Consider the following 18,446-nt stretch of genomic DNA (forward strand, 5'->3'; position numbering starts at 1 on the left):
TATTCTTCTTAAGCTCGAACGCTTGTATAACTGTCGAGTCTTGTCTTTCGCAACTTCTACATGTAATGAAAGCTTAGTAAAGCCTTACGCTCGTGTTTGCTTCTCCGCAAATGCTATTAGCGTAGTTCCAATGACTAGCACATGTACAATTGGAATGAATAAATTCATTGTCAATCTCTCCAGTATAACAGAACTTTGAAAGAAAAAAATTTATCTTATATGTTAGAATAGTATAAAACTTTAATGTTTAATTGCTTTTATGGTAATCTAGACTGAACTTATTTTCGGAGGTTAGACAACCAATGACTCAGTCGGAAAAAGACTTTATTTTAGTTTACGGAGATGCTTTTGTTGATTATATAGCGAAGGATAGTAGCAATACATCCTTCACAACGTACTTAGGTGGTGCAACGATTAATGTAGCAGCAGGAATCAGTCGAATTGGTGCACCTTCTGCATTAATTACCATTACAGGAGAGGACGAAACATCTGAATTTGTCCGCCAAGAAATTCAAGAGGAAGGCGTGAATATGGATTATGCCGTTTTCGCTCCTGTAAAGCGTGTAAGTGGTGTATATGTCCATTTAACAGAGGATGGGGAACGTATTTTCAAAAATTATGTTGATGAAGCACCTGATCTACAAGTAACGGCGGGGCAATTACAGGAGGAAGCCTTTAAACGGGCGTCCGTCTTCCAAGTTTGCTCAGGCACAATGTTCCATCCTACTGCACTTGAAACAACAAGAGCGGCTGTTGACATGGCAAAGGAAAAAGGGGCTATTATTTCGATTGATGCAAATATTCGCCCACTTCGCTGGAGTAGTGAGGACGTGTGCCGAAAAACTGTCGCCTCCTTCTTACCTGATGCTGATATATTAAAGCTTACAGATGAAGAGCTGTTGTTCTTAACAGAGAAGGATACAATCGAAGAGGGGATAGCGGCACTCGATCATTTACTAGTGCCAATTATCCTTATTACAGTAGGGGCAGACGGTACTTATGCCGTATTAAATGGTGAAGTCACTCATGTACCTGTAGAAAAGATTGTACCCGTTGATACGACTGGTGCTGGAGATGCATTTATGGCGGGTGTATTACGATATGTACACTATAATAGCTTACCAACCACAACAGAGGAATTAGTCGCTTGTGTCGCATTTGGTAATAAGCTTGGCGCTATGGCCGCAACAAAAGCGGGTGCATTAACGGCACTTCCACGTTATGATGAGATTAAAAGTTTATTATAAGGTGGGATAAAGATGTACGATGAACTCGTAAAGGACCGTATTTATTTTGGTGGTGCTGCGGATGCACAAGAGGTAGTGAATGAAGAAGCTATTCAAAAAGTAATCGATGTACGTGTGAATGGTCGTTCAGAGTCCGTCGGTTATAACTATATTCATGCTCCGATTGCAGAGGAGAGCGAAGAAGTAGCCTCCTCCATCAAGGCAGGAGTTCAGCTTGTTGTAGAGGCATACAAAGCAGGGGAAAAAGTATACTTTCACTGTGGAAGTGGTGGTGGACGAGCTGGTGTCATGGCAGTCGCGACATTGTTAGAGCTAGGGTTGGCCCATGATTTAGAGGATGCCGAGGCAAAAGCAAAGGAAGCTCGGCCGGCGATCACTATTCGTCCTACTATGCGCGAAGCCCTAGAGAAATTATATAAATAACATGAGGAAAAGGCCCGTCCCAAAAGATATTTTGAGACGGGCCTTTTGCGACGAGGCTGGTGGCATGTTGATGCGACCACCGTAGGAGCAATACTTCTTAATGAATCATTATTAAGAATTGAAGGGGGTGTTCAGAAAGTTTTTACTTTCTGGACAGCCCCTTCCAAATATAAAGAGGATATCCGTAGAAAATGGCAATAATCCATTTTCGGGATATCCTCTATTTATCTATGATTATTCTGAAAAAGGCTTTGAATACTGAACAACACCCTGCACGTTTTCTAAAGCCTTCTCATTTAATTCAAGGGCCATAAATATTTCATTTGGTACTTCAAATGGGGCACGAATATTCCACAAATGAGCCCCTTTAAACCCAAACTTTGGATAATAATCCTGATGTCCTAAAACAATGACAGATCCAAAGCCAATTTCTTTAGCTTTTCGTAGCGCGGCCCGAATTAATTCACTTCCAATTCCCTTCTTCTGATGCTCCGGTACAACAGCAACTGGAGCAAGTGCTAAAGACGTAACGGATTTTTCCCCATCGACAATGTTAATTTTTGATAAAAGAATATGACCTATAATGCCTAACTCTTGGTGTATGGCAACTAATGAAAGCTCAGGGATAAATGCATCCGACTTTCTTATTTTACTAACGAGAAAATGTTCTTTATTATTGCTATATTCTTCATTTAAAAACGCTCTTTTCACAACTTCTTCAGTCGCAGTATATTCTTCTATACGTTCTTGTCTTATTAAAATATCCATTCATAATCTCCTGTTTTGACATATATTAAGATAGTTTACTCTGGATTTAGTATAGACTTATTTTATAGAGGAATGTAATGGAGGTCAATTAAGATGCGGCAAAGTGCGAAAAATAAACCAACAGTGTAGGAAGTCAACTAGCGTTCAACTTTTGGACGAAAAGTATCGAATTGCTCTATCTTCAAAAGAGTAATAATAAGATAAAATAATAGGAAAGGGGTGATTGTATATGACATTTGAAGAAATTCCATGGGCATTAATTGCGCCGTTACTTATTTTACAATTGATTTTATTAGTTGTGGCACTTGTTGATTTAGCTCGTATACACAAAACGAATGGTCCGAAAATTTTATGGGTATTTGTTATAATCTTTGTTAACTTAATTGGACCGATTCTTTACTTTATCGTAGGGAGAAAAAATCAATGACCATTACAGTGAACAATTTAACGAAGAGCTTTGGAGCACATAAGGTTGTTTCGGACGTATCGTTCACATTACAGCCCAATACAGCTACAGCACTAATTGGACCGAATGGAGCAGGAAAAACAACAACCTTATCGATGCTTACAGGCTTACTCAAACCAACAAGTGGCACAATTACACTAGATGGGATAAAGGATATTCGTTCTACGATCGGTTTCCTGCCTCAATATCCACAATATTTTTCATGGCTAACAGCTTTAGAGTTTACAGAGATGGTAGCCAAGTTAAGTGGTGTTCCAGCAAGGGACGCGAAACGAGAGTCACAAAAAATGCTCGAGTTTGTTGGGCTTGGAGAGGCACTAAATAAAAAAACAGTAACGTTTTCTGGTGGTATGAGGCAGCGACTTGGCATTGCGCAGGCGATTGTGCATAAGCCGCAGCTACTGTTATTAGATGAGCCAGTATCCGCACTCGATCCGGTGGGCCGTCGAGAAATTATGAATTTATTAAAGGATTTGCAGCAGCAAACGACGATTCTGTATTCCACGCATATTTTAAATGATGCAGAGGAAATGACGGACCAGCTGCTATTCCTTCGTAACGGTGTGCTTGTAGAACAAGGCTCACTGGTGGATGTCAAAGCAAAATTTGAAGCTCCTCGGTATAGGGTTGAATTTACTTCTGAAGCAGAGGCGTTACAATTTGCTTCTCAATCCGAGCTACTTGCAACAGTTCAGGGCGCAGCTGTCTATATTGAAATGCAAGACGAGCGACCAACGATGTCGGAAATCCTAGAAAGGCTTGCAGCTTCGCCCTTTACTGTAACAAAGGTAGAGCGTGTGACGGCGAGCTTAGAGGAAATCTTTATGAAGGTGGTAGGGCAATGAGTCAGTTTAACGTATTTTTCGTCAAAGAGCTACGTGAAAACTGGCGTAGCTTTAAGTTTATATGGATACCACTTGTTTTTATACTACTGGGAGCTAGTGATCCGGTAATGAATTACTTTTTGGAAGACATTTTGAATGCAGTAGGTAATGTTCCTGAGGGCTTTGAGATGATGATGCCGGATTATGCTCCAATCGATTTAATCTATGCAACAACAGGACAATTTCAATCAATTGGCTTAATTGTATTAGTTGCAGCTTTTGCCGGTTCTATTAGTCGAGAACGCCAAAACGGCACAGCAACGCTACTTTATGTACGCCCGATTTCCTATCGTACGTTCTTTTTAAGTAAATGGGCTGTTGCAAGTATTGTTAGTATTTTTAGCGCAGTCGCTGGCTATGGGGCTAGTATGTATTATACAGCGATATTGTATGGTACAGTGGATCCCGCTAGTTTTATGAAAATGTTAGGTACGTATATTATATGGATATTATTTGTAATGGCTGTAACACTTGCAATGAGTGCTATCTTTAATACAGCGATTGCAACGGCTTTATCAATTATTATTATTTCGATTGGGCTAATTATTGATTCACTTATCGGTAGTTTTTGGACCATATCACCATGGAAGCTTGCGACCTATGGTGTACAGTTTATTAGCGGAGGACAGGATGCAAAGGATTACCTTTTCACGCTTTGCTTAACAATCGGCTTAACAATCGTATTAATCGGATTAGGGATGTTATGTAGTAAGAAGAATGCGTCTCTGACAAAAATATAGCAGTAAACCATTGAGGGGGTGTCCAGAAAGTAATAACTTTCTGAACATCCCTTCAATCTTTCAGATGTTCGCATCATATTCTCAGGGCAAAGGTCTCCTTTTCTATTTAAATATGGGAAAAATAAGAATATAATGAATTTATATTGATGCTAGCTTATTTTTATAGAAAAGGTGATAGTTTATGATGCTGAAAAATTCTGATCGCTTTTTAACTGCCTTTAATCGAATCGACCATACGATGAGAGATATTGTAGGGGCAAAGGATTTTATGCCGTTCTATCGTTTAGTAGATCAGGCAAAAAAGAGAAGCCCGCTTGTCCGAAAATATGAAGATGATTTACGCTCATATGCCGATTTACGTAATGCAATTGTGCATCATCGTACATCGATTGAATTTGTTATAGCGGAGCCCCATCTTCACGTTGTGGAAAAAATTGAGCATATTGATGAAGCGCTAGCAAAACCCAAATTAGTAGGTCAACTGTTTAGAAAGAGAGTGCTATCCTTTCAGCTGACAGATTCGTTGCAGCATACACTTAAGGTCATTCGTAAACGTAAATTTACACAATTTCCCGTATATGAGGGGAGTGCATTCCAAGGACTCATTACAACTGTCGGAATAACAAATTGGCTGGCTACATCGATTACGGGCCCCCAACTGCCAAAGCACATTCCGACATTACAGGACATCCTTCAGCACGAAAAAAATGAAGTAAATTATAAATTTATAAGCAGATACATAACGATTTACGAGGCAGAGGAAATTTTTAAGCAGGGAGTTGAGCGCGGCCGCCGATTTGAAGCGCTCTTAATAACAGAACATGGTAAACCACATCAAAAACTGATTGGAATTATTACACCAATCGATATTATGAAGGTGGATTAATCGGCGTTTGAGATTTTAAGCTAATATAAAGAGAACCATTCTCTAAAATTTGTGCAAAATAAACGTCGGTTATATCATCAATATTTTTTCTTCGTAATTTTTTTAGGAGCCAATCTTCTGTTAAGTTTAATTCAAGTAAGTTTTCTGAAATAATTTTACCATCACTAATAAGCTCTGTTGGCATATATTGATAGGGGGTAGTCCCCGCTTTAACATCCTGCTTAGTAGCTTCAGACATAGCGCTTTTTTTCATTACACTAAGTTCGCCGTTCGTTTCAAAGATAGCAAACTGTACTTCGTCTAATGAAAAAATACTTTGCTCGCGAAGTAGCATCGTCAATTCATCGGTATGCAGCCTAGACTTTTTTAAATTTTTGGGATTAATGACACCATCATAAATAAGAATCATCGGCTTGTCATCAAATAATACCCGCATTTTTTTTGACTTTAAGGATAAAAAACTTATAAATATTGTTAGTATAGTCCACCAAATTAGTGAAATAAGTCCGTCGAAAAAAGGTGTTTCTGCTTGAGCGGCAATTTCTGATGCGATGGAACCGAATGTGATACCTGTTACATAGTGGAAGAAGGTGAGTTGACTCAGCTGCTTTTTTCCAATAAGGCGCGCCAAAATTAATATAGTAAAAAAAGAGCCTGTTGTTCTCAGAATCATTTCTAAAAAGTTAATTTCCATAGCTTCACTCCTCAAGAGTATCTTGAACGGGAATAGGCTAAACTATACAAATATTCTTTATATAGAAAGAGTGAATAATTTGAGCAGGACTTCAACCTTGTCTAACCCCAATAATCCTGTCTATGCCATGATGGTTGCTATTGGCATATGCCATTTAATAAACGATACGATGCAGGCTGTCATTCCGGCGATGTTTCCGTTACTTGAACGTGACCTAGGTTTAACATTTACACAGCTTGGGCTCATCTCTTTTGTGCTCAATATGTTTGCCTCTATACTACAGCCAGTCGTCGGTTTTGTGACAGATAAAAAAGCATTACCGTTCGCGTTACCATTAGGTATGGTCAGCTCGTTCATTGGCTTGACGATGCTAGTGTTAGCACCAAACTATTGGATGATTCTAGTGTCGGTATTATTCTTAGGATTTGGATCGGCTATTTTTCATCCAGAGGGCTCACGCGTATCGTATATGGCTGCTGGAAATAAGCGAGGACTGGCCCAATCTATTTACCAAGTGGGTGGAAATTCCGGACAAGCTCTAGCCCCATTAATTAGCGCTTTTTTAATTTTACCTTTTGGTATGTATGGTGCGTCGGTTATATTGATCTTAACGGCTATCGGTATTTTTTTACTAACTAAAATTGCGTTTTGGTATAAAAAGCAGCTAGAGGAAGAAAAGTTAGCGAAGACGAAAAAGGTGCTACTCTCATCGCTACCGCCGTTAACGAAAAGACAAGTGGGCATCGCGTTATCCCTACTATTAATTATTATTTTTGCTCGCTCATTTTATACGACGAATATTACGAACTTTTATGTGTTTTATTTAATTGAACAGTACAGCTTAAATATTGAAATGGGTCAGCTCCTCATTTTTATATTTATGGCGTTTGGTGTCGTCGGAACATTTTTTGGCGGTCCGTTATCCGACAAAATTGGACGGAAAAATGTCATTTTATTATCAGTCGTTGTGCCAATTCCGTTATGCCTAGTCCTGCCTTATGTGCCGCTCTGGTTAGTGGTAATCGAACTCATTATTATCGGCGCGCTTATTATGATTAGCTTTTCGGTTACGGTTGTCTATGCTCAAGAGCTAGTACCGACAAAAATTGGGACAATGGCTGGACTGACGGTAGGATTTGCATTCGGAATGGGTGCTATTGGTTCTATTGTTATCGGCATGCTTATGGATTCGTACGGTATACGCTTGACTATGATTGTTATTTCGGTACTACCGATACTGATGCTAGTAGCACTCTTGTTACCTAAGGATAGGGCAGAGCGGGCAGCATAACTAAAAATGAGCAGAAAAAGAGCCTACGAGCGTGATTTCATATCACACTTGAAAGCTCTTTTATGCATTTACCTTTGGAATTGCACCCGTAGGAATTTTCCCTGGGTCGACAACAAGTCCTTCTGTAATTGTTAATTCGTGCATTTTATTATTATACGTAAATTTAAAAATACCGTTATCAAAGTCAGTCCCAATCTCCTTGAAGAAAATACCCTCTAAGGAAGGGGATTTTGGACAAGTAAAGGCTACTTTATGCTGTGCATCTCCAGTAATTAAGTAAGCACGTACGCCTTTCTCATAGATTTCATAAGAATCATCCTCGGTTGGTCGCTTTATCGATACGATATGAAAATCTACGAAAGGTACTTCTTTTAGTAGTACATTTAGGAAGGAACCCCTCGTTATTTCCTCCCAACGGCTCTGAGCACTTTGACCTACAATTATTTGAGTCACTTCATAGTTTCTTGCAATCTCATTAATGACCTTTTGAATTGGGCGTTTTTCGTTATCTTTTATAATAAATTCTTCTACCTGGAGCTCTTCAGCTAGCTGCTGCCATTGCTCGATATACCCCGATTTTTCAGCATCAAAAGCATCAAGGGGCTGCGAATCCACAGTTAAAATGTATAATGGACAATCGAGTAGTGTAGCAAGCTTATGCCCTCTACGAATAAGGCGTTCTCCGTTTAATCCGTAGTACACACATACTAAAATACTTTCATCCAATCGACTTTTCAAATGCTTCATTTTGTAGTTTGCACCTCTTTTTTATAGATTCATACATCAAAAAATATGAACAATAATTTGATAAAAATAGTAATTTTGCGTTTAAAGTAGAGCAATCGCAGTGCAACGAGCACATTTATATTGTATACTTTACTTTATACAGTGTTTTTTCTTTTTGAAAGCTATTTATAAATATTCATTTACCCATAGATAAGATTCTATCTCTTTGTTGAAGATTGTCGACAACCTACTTATCTGAATAAGAATAGTAGAGCCTCTCCGTTCTTATTTATCTTCTCTATATGACACACTATTATGAAGTGAGTTAATTTTTTAGTCAAGTCCGATTAGATAATTCACTTTTTCTTTGAAATGTTTATATTTACTTAGGAGGTTTTAGCTTGTGACAGTTGAATTTGCAATCGTGCTCCCGTTTATAATGGCGGCACTTATTCCGTTCATTTATAGGCGACTCTCAAATATTCATATTGGTTGGCTCGTGCTTACGATACCCTTATTGTTATTTGTGCTTTTAGCTACATATATCCCTCGTATATCGAATGGTGAAACGATTTCGAATACATTTGAGTGGATCCCCTCATTTCAAATAAACTTTACGACTTACTTGGACGGCTTAAGTATAATCTTTGGCTTGTTAATTACCGGTGTCGGCAGTTTAGTCATGTTATATTCAATATTCTATTTATCCAAAAATGAATCCCTTCATCATTTCTATTGCTACCTATTGTTATTCATGGGAGCCATGCTTGGTGTTGTTTTCTCCGATAACTTAATGGTGCTTTATGCATTTTGGGAGCTTACAAGTGTTTCGTCGTTTCTCTTAATCGCATTTTGGCATCACCGTAAAGCATCTCGTGCAGGTGCACGAAAAGCGATGTTTATCACTGTTACAGGTGGCGTAGGGATGCTAATAGGCTTTTTAATGCTTTATGCGATGTCAGGCACATTTAGTATACGTGAAATCATTGCTAATGTTGATGTGCTGCAGCAGCATCCGCTATTTATCCCTACCATGCTTCTTGTATTACTTGGTGCATTTACGAAATCAGCACAATTTCCGTTTCATATTTGGCTGCCGGATGCGATGGAGGCGCCTACCCCTGTAAGTGCCTATTTACACTCGGCGACTATGGTGAAGGCAGGAATCTATTTAGTAGCTCGAACAACACCGATTTTTGGTGGCCATGAGGTCTGGTTCTGGTTAGTTAGTGGTATAGGGCTTGTGACGTTATTCTGGGGTTCATTAAATGCTGTGAAGCAGTTTGATTTAAAGGCATTATTGGCCTACTCCACGGTGAGTCAATTAGGATTAATCATGTGCTTATTTGGGCTCGGCTCGGCTTCGCTTCATATGGGCTATTCAAAGGAATCCGTCCTGTACACACAAGCTACTTTTGCGGCCCTCTTTCACCTAGTAAACCATTCAACGTTTAAAGGTGCGTTATTTATGATGGTCGGCATTATTGACCATGAAGTAGGCACACGAGATATTCGTCGTTTAGGCGGGTTAATGTCGCTTATGCCATTTACATTTACTATTGCGGTGATCGGAAGTTTCTCTATGGCGGGATTACCACCATTTAATGGATTTTTAAGTAAGGAAATGTTTTTCACTGCCACACTAGAAATAACGAAATTAAATATATTTTCTTTAGAAAGCATAGGGCTAGTGTTCCCTGTTGTTGCATGGATTGCAAGTGTATTTACATTTGTTTATTGCACCGTTATCGTGTTACGGACATTCTTCGGCAAAATTCAGTGGGAACGGTTAGAAAAGCCACCACATGAAGCGCCATTTGGCATGTTAATTTCTCCGTTTATTTTAGTCGGTCTTGTTATTGGTATTTTTATATTTCCTAATAGCTTAGGGCATTATATTTTGCGGCCTGCGATGGCGAGCGTTTATCCTAGCTTCCCTTCAGCCGATGAGCTGACACCTCATATTTCTTTTTGGCATGGTGTTAACACGGAACTACTAATGACAGCGGGTGTCGTTGTTGTAGGGCTTGTTCTTTATCGTACGCTGAAGAAATGGCGCCCTATGTACCGAGTAATACCAGAAGGGCTGACATTAAATGTACTTTATGAGCGGGTTATTAACTTTAGTGAGACTTCTTCTGGGCAACTGACAAAGCGCTATATGAATGGCAATTTAACCTATTATTTTATCTATATTTATGTTTTTTTTGTTGCCGTTGTAGCGGGGTATTTTCTAGTGTCAGACTCGTTTAGCTGGGATCCTTCAAAGGATTCTTCAATTCAGTATTATGAGCTTGTACTCGTATTCATTATGATTTTTGCGTCGGTAGCGATGCTGTTCGCCAAAACACGAATATCGACTGTATTGTTAAATGGGGTACTTGGCTACTCGGTAGCATTTTTCTTTGTTATTTTCCGAGCACCAGATCTTGCTTTAACGCAGCTTGTTGTAGAGACAGTAACGACAGCCTTATTTTTAATTTCCTTTAAGTTTTTACCAGCTCTTCAATCTGAGAAGGCACCACCGTCCGTGAAGCTGTCGAAGGGGATCGTAGCTGTAGCTGTAGGGGCTACCGTTACGTTGGTCGGACTCGCTGTGTTGAATTATGAGAAGTTTACGGCAGTTTCAAGCTACTTTGAGGATTCCTACAATTTAGCCGGTGGAAAAAATATTGTAAATACGATACTAGGTGATTTCCGAGCATTCGATACGATGCTAGAAGTTGTCGTTTTATTTATCGCAGGCCTTGGCGTATATACTCTTATTAAGCTGAAGGCTAAGAAGGGGGATGTAGACGTTGAAAATAAATGATGTCATCCTTCGAACAGTTGTAAAAGGCGTTGTTTTTATCGTCTTAACGCTTGGCGTGTACTTATTCTTTGCAGGGCATAACGCACCAGGTGGGGGCTTTATTGGGGGGCTCGTCCTTGGCTCCGCTATTGTTTTATTATATTTGACGTACGATATCGAGACGGTCCATAAAGGGATGCCGTTTGATTTTAAAAAGGTTGCGGCCTTTGGTGTGCTGTTAGCAACAGGTACGGCAATTGGCTCGATTTTCTTTAATGTACCCTTTTTAACTCAGACGGACAGCTACTTCGATATACCGCTGCTCGGAGAAACACATTTATCAACAGTGATGATTTTTGAGGCTGGTGTCGCGTTAACTGTCATCGGCACGCTTGTCACAATTATTTTAAGTATAAGTGAGGATGAATAGCATGGAATCTTTAATGATCATTGTAGTTGGTGTTCTCGTTTCTGTAGCCACCTATTTAATCCTCTCTCGCACAGTAATTCGCGTTATTTTAGGAACGGCTGTATTGTCTCATGCCGTTCACTTACTTATTTTAACGATGGGGGGATTAAAAAAGGGGGATGTTCCGCTGCTTAGTCAATCGGACGGACCTTATACAGATGCGCTGCCACAAGCATTAATTCTAACGGCTATCGTAATTAGCTTCGCTGTAACAGCGTTTGTACTCGTGCTTGCTTATCGTATGTATAAAACAAATGAAACGGATGATTTCCACGAGTTAAGGGGGTCATCCGATGAATAATATGATTGTTTTACCGTTAATCATCCCGATTATTACTGCTATTCTACTCGTATTTTTACGAGATTATATAAAGCTACAGCGAGTAATTAGTTTATTAACGATGCTATTTATTATTGGGGTCTCTGCTGTGCTTTTGCGCCATGTACAAATAGACGGCATTTTAAAAATTGATTTTAGTGGATGGCTGCCACCTTTCGGGATTTTATTTGTAGCGGATTCCTTTGCTGTATTACTTGTATTAGCAGCAAGTGTAGTGACGACAGTTTGTTTGCTTTATGCATTTGCAACGATTGGCGAGCAACATGAAAAGATGTTCTTTTATCCATTTGTGCTATTTTTAATTGCCGGTGTAAATGGTTCGTTTTTGACAGGGGATATTTTTAATTTGTTTGTATGCTTCGAGGTTATGCTTCTAGCCTCTTATGTACTTGTAGCACTTGGTGGGGAAAAATTTCAGCTTCGTGAGTCTTTAAAATATGTACTTATTAATGTTGTTGCTTCATGGATGTTCCTCTTAGCATTGGCATATCTATATGGCACTTTAAAAACATTGAATATGGCACATATTGCGCAGCGAGTGGCAGAAGCTGGACAAGATCCAGTGCTAACAACAGTATCTATTTTATTTTTACTTGTGTTTGCACTAAAGGCAGGGTTACTCCTATTCTTCTGGCTACCGGGCTCCTATAGTGTGCCGCCAACCGTAGTTCAAGCCTTATTCGCAGCCTTATTAACAAAGGTCGGTATTTATGCATTGTTCCGTACCTTTACACTCATGTTCCCATTGAATCAAGAGGTTACACATACGTTAATCGGTGTGATGGCAGGGGCAACGATTATTGCAGGCTGTATGGGGGCGCTATCAGGGCGCGATGTCCGTACAATTGCCGCCTACAATGTCATTATTGGGGTCGGTTTTATTTTAATCGGACTGGCGGCAGGCACTGAAACGGCATTTGCAGGTGCGGTGTATTATTTAATTCATGATATGTTGGCGAAGGCACTGCTGTTTTTAGTTATCGGGATGATGGTGTTCCTAACAGATGAAATCCTTGTAAAAAATATGAGTGGATTAATACGTAATTATCCGTTGTTTGGCTGGATTTATTTTCTTTGCATGTGTGCGTTAGCCGGTATTCCACCACTGAGCGGCTTTATTGGAAAAGTACTAATTGGACAAGGTGCCATTGAAGCGGAAAGCTACGTATTACTTGCACTAGGCTTCGCATCAAGTATTATTGTGCTGTATTCGTTACTTCGTATTTTACTAGCGTCATTTTTTGGTGAAACGACTATTAGTGAAAATAATCAAAAGCCGCTGCCCAAACTTGCGCTAGCTTCGATGGGACTTTTAGCTATTCTTATAATCAGTGTTGGTATTGGTGCAGAAGGAATCGCACCATATGTTGAAGATGCGGCACACACATTAGCGAATCCAACAGTTTATATTGATGCTATTTTAGGGGATTCTGAGTAAAGGAGGGTGAGCCTATGTTAGGTCAGTTTATTTTAAATTTATTTATTGCAGCGCTATGGTTTCTATTAAAAGACGATCCGAATGCAAGTTTTTCAACATTTGTCTCAGGCTTTCTAGTCGGTATCGTCATTTTATATGGGATGCATCGTTTTTTTGGTACACGCTTCTATTTAAGGCGAGTGGCAAAGATCTTCAAGCTCATCCTTCTATTTATTCAAGAGCTAATCTTGTCGAGTGTGTCGGTTTTACAACAGGTGCTTACGCCACAACTAAATATAAAGCCAGGTATTTTTACATACCAGACTCGCCTGCAGGGTGATTGGGAAGTAACGGCATTGGCATTATTATTAACGTTAACACCGGGATCGGTAGTAATGGAGGTATCCCCAGAGGGCGATGTGTTTTATATTCATGCGATGGACTTAGAGGAAACAAAGGAAGAGGTAATTCGTTCTATTGGCAAATTTGAACGTGCCATTTTGGAGGTGACACGCGGATGATGGAGAAGGTGTTACTAGTCTCGCTTATGTTATTTATGATTGCAGTAGCGTTGTTATTATATCGTGTTATAAAGGGGCCATCGATGCCGGATAGGGCGATTGCGCTAGATACAATTGGTGTCAATTTAATCTCGTCCATAGCGATTGTATCCATTGTGTTAAAAACAAAGGCTTTTTTAGAGGCGATATTAATTTTAGGAATACTAGCGTTTATCGGAACGATTGCTTTTTCTAAATATATTGAAAGGGGCGTTATTGTTGAGCGGAAATCAAGTCGTTGAGTGGATTGCCGTATTGCTAATATTGTTCGGTTCTATCATTAGTGTAATTAGTGCATTTGGCTTGATACGACTGCCGGATGTTTATACGCGCTCACATGCCGCTACAAAAAGTGCCACATTATCGGTGCTCACTTGTTTGTTAGGCGCTTTTATGTATTTTTGGAGCCATGATGGATTTGTAAGTATACGACTTATTTTAGGCATTATCTTCGTCTTTATTACAGCGCCTGTTGCCGGTCACCTCGTTTGTCGAGCGGCATACCGTGCGGGTGTTCCATTAGCAGAGGGCTCTGGGGATGATGCTTTAAGACCAGTATTGTTTGGCGATAGTGGGAAGCAAGAAAACACGGAAAAATCAAATCGAACTATTGAAGAGAGCTTGGGAATCGAGGATAATGAACGTAGCGACAATTAGTTATCCACATGGATAGAGGTGCTTACTTTTTTAAAAGTAGGCACTTTTTTTCTTTTGGGGATAACTTTTTTCATTTTTCAGCAAAAAACGAGTTTTCCTCTGTGGACATCATTGCTTTTTGAGGATAACACTGTGGAGAACTCGGTGCCCGGGGATAAGCTGTGAATAATTTGAAGGGGGAGGAAAATGGGGTGTGCAGTATTATGATGGATTAAAGATGCTTGGGCTGAGAGTAGTGAACGAGGAGCTAAAGGGTAATATTGAAGGGAAAGTGCATGCATTGTTGGCAGGTACGGCGGGTGAACAACGATTAGAAGAGATATTTAATAAATACACATTGCCTTTTCCATACAAGGTATTATTTAATGTGAACTTAACGTCCCATGCCTATTTTCAAATCGACTGTTTGCTCGTGTCACCAAAATTTTTACTAGTATTAGAGAGTAAAAACATTAGTGGGCAATTGTCCTTTGATGAAAATCCCGATTGGTTAATTCGAGTGAGGGAGAACGGGACGGTTGACGTTTTTGAAAGTCCTGAAGTGCAAGTAGCACGAAATAAGTGGCTATTACAGGAGTGGCTAATCGCGAGAGGATATGATATCCCGGTTTTTGGAGCCATCGTGTGGACAACGGGCTCGCTACCAAATATGATAAAAAGTCCGAAATCTACACAGTCACTCTTTGTAAAATCTGTCCCAACTTTTGTACTGAAAGTTTGGGAATCGTATGAGCGGGTCGCTTTACATGATACGGAACTTTCTTCATTAATAGCAATGATTAAGCATGAAAGTAAGAGAGCGATGTATGTTCCTTTTCCGATTGCCCCAAGGTGGAATATTCGTTCTACCGAATTACTATTTGGTATTCGCTGTTTGCAATGTAATCGTATCGGTATGACTCGTTACCATAGAGGCTGGATTTGCAATCGTTGTGACAATTATGACAAGGAGGCGCATAAGGTAGCGATTCAGGAATGGTTTGTGTTGCTTAAAGAAACGATGACCAATCGGGAATGTAGAGAATTCTTGCAAATAGATGATCGCTATTTAGCTAAACGCTTATTAAAAAGCTGTGATGTGATAGAAATTGGCACAACAAAAGGAACAGTTTATAAATGGAATTGGAAATAGTATTATGGTGCAGCCCCTCTTTAATAAAAGTGGGGCTTTTTTTGGTGTTGTTTTGACTTTCTGCCCAAATCAGTGGGGAAAGCGCCCAATTCTATTGTAGAAGTGCCCAATCCTATCTCGTTTCAGCCCAATTCCCACCTATAAGTGCCCAATTAAAACTAAACGACCAACATTTGACAAATACAACCGTATTTTATATAGTACATTACAACAGTAATGCACTAAGAGTCGTGACATATACTATACAAAGGGGGCGGGAAATTGAGTCTCAATCCACATAGCCAAACACCGATTTATATTCAAATTGCGGAATGGCTTGAAAATGAAATTCTTGCCCATCGGCTTGTCGATGATGGGAAGGTGTATTCACAATATCAGCTAGCAGAAATGTTCAATATTAATCCAGCAACAGCTGGGAAGGGATTAACGATATTACTGGAGCAAAACATCCTGTACAAAAAAAGGGGACTAGGTATGTTTGTAGTAGAGAATGCAAAAGAGAAAATTTTAGCGACTAGACGCACACATACATTGACACAGCTTGTAGAGGGAATTGTCCAGGAGGCACGAAGGTTAGCCGTATCTGATGAGGAGCTAATAGCCCTGATTAAACAGGTACAGCAAAAGGGGGAAGTAGAATGATCTGTTGTGAGCAAGTTGTGAAAAAATACCGCAAAAAGTACGCCCTGCATAATATTTCATTCCAAATCGAGGAGCCCAAAATAATCGCATTGATCGGTCGGAACGGTGCGGGTAAGTCTACGTTGATGAAGCTCTTGGCGGGACATCAAAAGCCGACTGGCGGAACCATTGAAGTACTAGGCGAGAAACCATTCAACAGCCTATATGTTTCCACAAATACGATATATACCGAGGAGCATATGGCATTCTCGTCTTCGTTTACGGTCTCGCAAATTTTGCAGCAGGGAAAGCTATTTTATCAGAATTGGCAGGGAGAGCTAGCAGAGCGTTTACTGGCTTATGCCAATATCCCGTTAAAGTCCCATCCAAAGGAGCTATCGAAAGGACAGTATGCAACCCTGCTACTAGTGTTTGCACTCTCTACTCGGTGTGCTGTTACATTACTGGATGAGCCGATGAATGGCATGGGTGAGGCAATTCGAACTGATTTTTACCGCGCGATCTTAAAGGAATATATTGCACACCCAAGATTGATTATGATTTCGAGCCATTATCTTGCCGAGATGGAGCATTTAATCGAGGACGTGTTACTGATTAAGCGCGGGGTTGTAGAACTGTATAATTCGCTCGATGCGGTGCAAACGATGGCCGTGAAAATCCGTGGTGAAAAGTCTGTCATCCTAGAGCATGTGAAAGAGGCAGGGATATTAGCACAACGAGATGGTGCACCGTTCTATGAAGCGATTGTAGAGGCGAGTATGGTAAATCTAGCCGCACTCTCAAGCCGAGGGGTGCAAGTATTGCCCGTATCAGCTAGTGAAATATGCCGTGTTCTGACAAGTGACGGTGAAGGGGGAATTGATGATGTCTTTCAATCATACGACAGCCTGGTCTAATATATGGGCGCAGGTAAAGTGGAAATGCGCGGCATACAGCACGAACTTTATCATTTTACTGGCTGCACAGCTTATGATATCAATTTTTGCGGTTAATGGTACAAGTTCATTGTATGGTGGTGGTTCTTCAGTAAGTATGAAAATTATATTTTATAGCTTAGATGGCTTATTAATGTTTTCGATGGTTGTAATTTTTATATTAAGTGTGATTCATGCTAACTACGGGATGCTGAAGGAAAATTTTAGTGTGGTGACAAATCGGATTACCGCCTCGATTTCAACTATTATTATGCTCATTATTTTATGTATTGTCGGTACATTAACGGCAATGAGCTCCTTCTATATTTTCACGTATATCTTTTTAGCATTACGGGACGGAAGCTCGTTTATCGGTGAAACGATGCTGTCATTTTCGACGGTTCTTGTATTTTTCGCGATATTAGTGCTCGCATCCGCAGGGGGGTTCTTTATCGGCTCCTTTACGAATCTGTCAAAATGGATCGTCGGATTAGCTGCAATGCTTATGATTGTTATGATACAAATGGGCACTTTTGCTATTCTTGATGTGACTTTAAGGAATAAAGAGCAAGGGATACAGCCTAATTATTACATTTTAGCCTTAGTGTTTATAGTGGTGGCGACCTTCTTATACGGATTAGGTACACTGCTTCGTAACAGGAAGGATGTGAGAGTATGAGTCTAACTTTCATTGTACCGTTGTTGATCTTTCTTGGATTGGTTGGTTTTATCTTTTTTATTTTAAGTCAATTATCGAAGGTTGTTAAATGGAAGAGTAGCTCGTCAAAGATTACGGTAGTCATTATAAGTGTATACATTCTAGTGGGCCTTCTAGCAATGGTTGCCATGGGTCAGCAACAAAGTGCCTTACCTATACTTTCCGATGAAGAACTAATGAAAATAAGTAAGGGAGAGGAACAAATCAATAAAGCGTATGCTGATTTTATCTATACTGATATTGATGAAAAATATGTTGTGGAAACTTGGGAGTACGAATTACAGGGTGATTCAATCACAATCGAAAATTCAAGTGAAAAGTCGGAATATTCATCCGAATTTGTGGTGCAGCGAAGTGAAGAAGAAGGTCGCGCTATATATGTAACCTACTATAGAACACCGCACATCATTCGAGGGATGGACGTTACGAAATATGTGAAAACTCCAATAGTATCATTTGAGCAAGATACTCTTTCAGTGACAAGGGGAGATGGGGTTGAATTACAGTTTTATCAGGTAATGCCTGAAATGGAAATCATGGACTTTAAGTATTATCGATATGAAATGATGAGTCTTCGCGATCGGGATTATGGAAGGCAGGTTCTTTACTTGAATATCCCGAAAGATGTGCATATTATTGATTAATGTAATGAGTAACACAAAAATCGATTTAGAATTGAGC

Annotated in this window: 22 protein-coding genes; 19 read left to right on the top strand and 3 right to left on the bottom strand. The window is 39.8% G+C overall.

Annotated elements, in window-relative coordinates; translation table 11 throughout:
• Positions 1-302 precede the first annotated feature (302 nt).
• Positions 303-1,247, top strand: a complete 945-nt coding sequence (locus V4T18_RS05630) for a carbohydrate kinase family protein (RefSeq protein ID WP_332647451.1) — start codon at positions 303-305, stop codon at positions 1,245-1,247.
• A gap of 12 nt (positions 1,248-1,259) precedes the next feature.
• Positions 1,260-1,670, top strand: coding sequence for a protein-tyrosine phosphatase family protein (locus V4T18_RS05635; RefSeq protein WP_332647453.1), 411 nt, complete (start codon positions 1,260-1,262; stop codon positions 1,668-1,670).
• A 234-nt stretch (positions 1,671-1,904) separates the two neighbouring features.
• Here V4T18_RS05635 and V4T18_RS05640 read toward each other — a convergent pair whose 3' ends face one another.
• Positions 1,905-2,438, bottom strand: a complete 534-nt coding sequence (locus V4T18_RS05640; RefSeq protein WP_332647455.1) for a GNAT family N-acetyltransferase — start codon at positions 2,436-2,438, stop codon at positions 1,905-1,907.
• A gap of 229 nt (positions 2,439-2,667) precedes the next feature.
• Here V4T18_RS05640 and V4T18_RS05645 point away from each other — a divergent pair, with 229 nt between their 5' ends.
• From V4T18_RS05645 to V4T18_RS05660, 4 genes are all read left to right on the top strand, one after another.
• A complete protein-coding gene (locus V4T18_RS05645) occupies positions 2,668-2,865 on the top strand; it encodes a PLD nuclease N-terminal domain-containing protein (protein ID WP_332647459.1) in 198 nt (65 codons plus the stop codon).
• The gene (locus V4T18_RS05650) at positions 2,862-3,749 is read left to right on the top strand and encodes an ABC transporter ATP-binding protein (protein ID WP_332647461.1); all 888 of its coding nucleotides are present in this window, start codon (positions 2,862-2,864) and stop codon (positions 3,747-3,749) included. Before V4T18_RS05645 ends, V4T18_RS05650 begins: the two co-directional genes overlap by 4 nt.
• A complete protein-coding gene (locus tag V4T18_RS05655; RefSeq protein WP_332647463.1) occupies positions 3,746-4,528 on the top strand; it encodes an ABC transporter permease in 783 nt (260 codons plus the stop codon). The genes V4T18_RS05650 and V4T18_RS05655 overlap by 4 nt, the downstream gene beginning before the upstream one ends.
• Positions 4,529-4,709: 181 nt before the next feature.
• Positions 4,710-5,414, top strand: coding sequence for a CBS domain-containing protein (locus V4T18_RS05660; protein ID WP_332647465.1), 705 nt, complete (start codon positions 4,710-4,712; stop codon positions 5,412-5,414).
• On the opposite strand, the gene V4T18_RS05665 is transcribed toward V4T18_RS05660, so the two are convergent.
• On the bottom strand, positions 5,398-6,108 hold the full coding sequence (locus tag V4T18_RS05665) for a DUF421 domain-containing protein (RefSeq protein WP_332647467.1): 711 nt from the start codon (positions 6,106-6,108) through the stop codon (positions 5,398-5,400). The genes V4T18_RS05660 and V4T18_RS05665 overlap by 17 nt on opposite strands.
• A gap of 127 nt (positions 6,109-6,235) precedes the next feature.
• On the opposite strand from V4T18_RS05665, the gene V4T18_RS05670 reads away from it, so the two are divergent.
• Positions 6,236-7,399 (top strand): MFS transporter, encoded by a 1,164-nt coding sequence (locus V4T18_RS05670; protein WP_332647778.1) that lies wholly within the window; start codon positions 6,236-6,238, stop codon positions 7,397-7,399.
• Positions 7,400-7,459: 60 nt separating this feature from the next.
• Here V4T18_RS05670 and V4T18_RS05675 read toward each other — a convergent pair whose 3' ends face one another.
• Positions 7,460-8,146, bottom strand: coding sequence for a universal stress protein (locus V4T18_RS05675; RefSeq protein WP_332647470.1), 687 nt, complete (start codon positions 8,144-8,146; stop codon positions 7,460-7,462).
• Between the two features lie 382 nt (positions 8,147-8,528).
• Between V4T18_RS05675 and V4T18_RS05680 the strand changes: the two genes are divergently transcribed.
• From V4T18_RS05680 to V4T18_RS05735, 12 genes are all read left to right on the top strand, one after another.
• Positions 8,529-10,937 (top strand): Na+/H+ antiporter subunit A, encoded by a 2,409-nt coding sequence (locus tag V4T18_RS05680; RefSeq protein ID WP_332647472.1) that lies wholly within the window; start codon positions 8,529-8,531, stop codon positions 10,935-10,937.
• On the top strand, positions 10,924-11,346 hold the full coding sequence (locus tag V4T18_RS05685) for a Na(+)/H(+) antiporter subunit B (protein ID WP_332647474.1): 423 nt from the start codon (positions 10,924-10,926) through the stop codon (positions 11,344-11,346). The genes V4T18_RS05680 and V4T18_RS05685 overlap by 14 nt, the downstream gene beginning before the upstream one ends.
• Position 11,347: 1 nt before the next feature.
• Positions 11,348-11,686 carry a Na(+)/H(+) antiporter subunit C gene (locus V4T18_RS05690; protein ID WP_332647476.1) on the top strand — a complete coding sequence of 113 codons (339 nt, stop codon included), beginning with the start codon at positions 11,348-11,350 and terminating at the stop codon, positions 11,684-11,686.
• A complete protein-coding gene (locus tag V4T18_RS05695; RefSeq protein WP_332647479.1) occupies positions 11,679-13,163 on the top strand; it encodes a Na+/H+ antiporter subunit D in 1,485 nt (494 codons plus the stop codon). The genes V4T18_RS05690 and V4T18_RS05695 overlap by 8 nt, the downstream gene beginning before the upstream one ends.
• A gap of 14 nt (positions 13,164-13,177) precedes the next feature.
• The gene (locus V4T18_RS05700) at positions 13,178-13,663 is read left to right on the top strand and encodes a Na+/H+ antiporter subunit E (RefSeq protein WP_332647481.1); all 486 of its coding nucleotides are present in this window, start codon (positions 13,178-13,180) and stop codon (positions 13,661-13,663) included.
• Positions 13,660-13,944 carry a Na(+)/H(+) antiporter subunit F1 gene (locus tag V4T18_RS05705; RefSeq protein WP_332647483.1) on the top strand — a complete coding sequence of 95 codons (285 nt, stop codon included), beginning with the start codon at positions 13,660-13,662 and terminating at the stop codon, positions 13,942-13,944. Before V4T18_RS05700 ends, V4T18_RS05705 begins: the two co-directional genes overlap by 4 nt.
• A complete protein-coding gene (locus tag V4T18_RS05710; RefSeq protein ID WP_332647486.1) occupies positions 13,922-14,359 on the top strand; it encodes a Na+/H+ antiporter subunit G in 438 nt (145 codons plus the stop codon). Before V4T18_RS05705 ends, V4T18_RS05710 begins: the two co-directional genes overlap by 23 nt.
• Positions 14,360-14,552: 193 nt before the next feature.
• The gene (locus tag V4T18_RS05715) at positions 14,553-15,491 is read left to right on the top strand and encodes a nuclease-related domain-containing protein (protein WP_332647488.1); all 939 of its coding nucleotides are present in this window, start codon (positions 14,553-14,555) and stop codon (positions 15,489-15,491) included.
• A 261-nt stretch (positions 15,492-15,752) separates the two neighbouring features.
• A complete protein-coding gene (locus tag V4T18_RS05720; RefSeq protein WP_332647490.1) occupies positions 15,753-16,133 on the top strand; it encodes a GntR family transcriptional regulator in 381 nt (126 codons plus the stop codon).
• Complete coding sequence (locus V4T18_RS05725; protein ID WP_332647493.1) at positions 16,130-17,029, top strand: ABC transporter ATP-binding protein; 900 nt, start codon at positions 16,130-16,132, stop codon at positions 17,027-17,029. Before V4T18_RS05720 ends, V4T18_RS05725 begins: the two co-directional genes overlap by 4 nt.
• Positions 16,998-17,726 carry a hypothetical protein gene (locus V4T18_RS05730; protein WP_332647496.1) on the top strand — a complete coding sequence of 243 codons (729 nt, stop codon included), beginning with the start codon at positions 16,998-17,000 and terminating at the stop codon, positions 17,724-17,726. Before V4T18_RS05725 ends, V4T18_RS05730 begins: the two co-directional genes overlap by 32 nt.
• The gene (locus V4T18_RS05735) at positions 17,723-18,409 is read left to right on the top strand and encodes a hypothetical protein (protein WP_332647497.1); all 687 of its coding nucleotides are present in this window, start codon (positions 17,723-17,725) and stop codon (positions 18,407-18,409) included. Before V4T18_RS05730 ends, V4T18_RS05735 begins: the two co-directional genes overlap by 4 nt.
• Positions 18,410-18,446 lie beyond the last annotated feature (37 nt).

The sequence above is a fragment of the Lysinibacillus sp. 54212 genome, from assembly GCF_036662795.1.
In the GTDB taxonomy this organism is placed as follows: domain Bacteria; phylum Bacillota; class Bacilli; order Bacillales_A; family Planococcaceae; genus Lysinibacillus_B.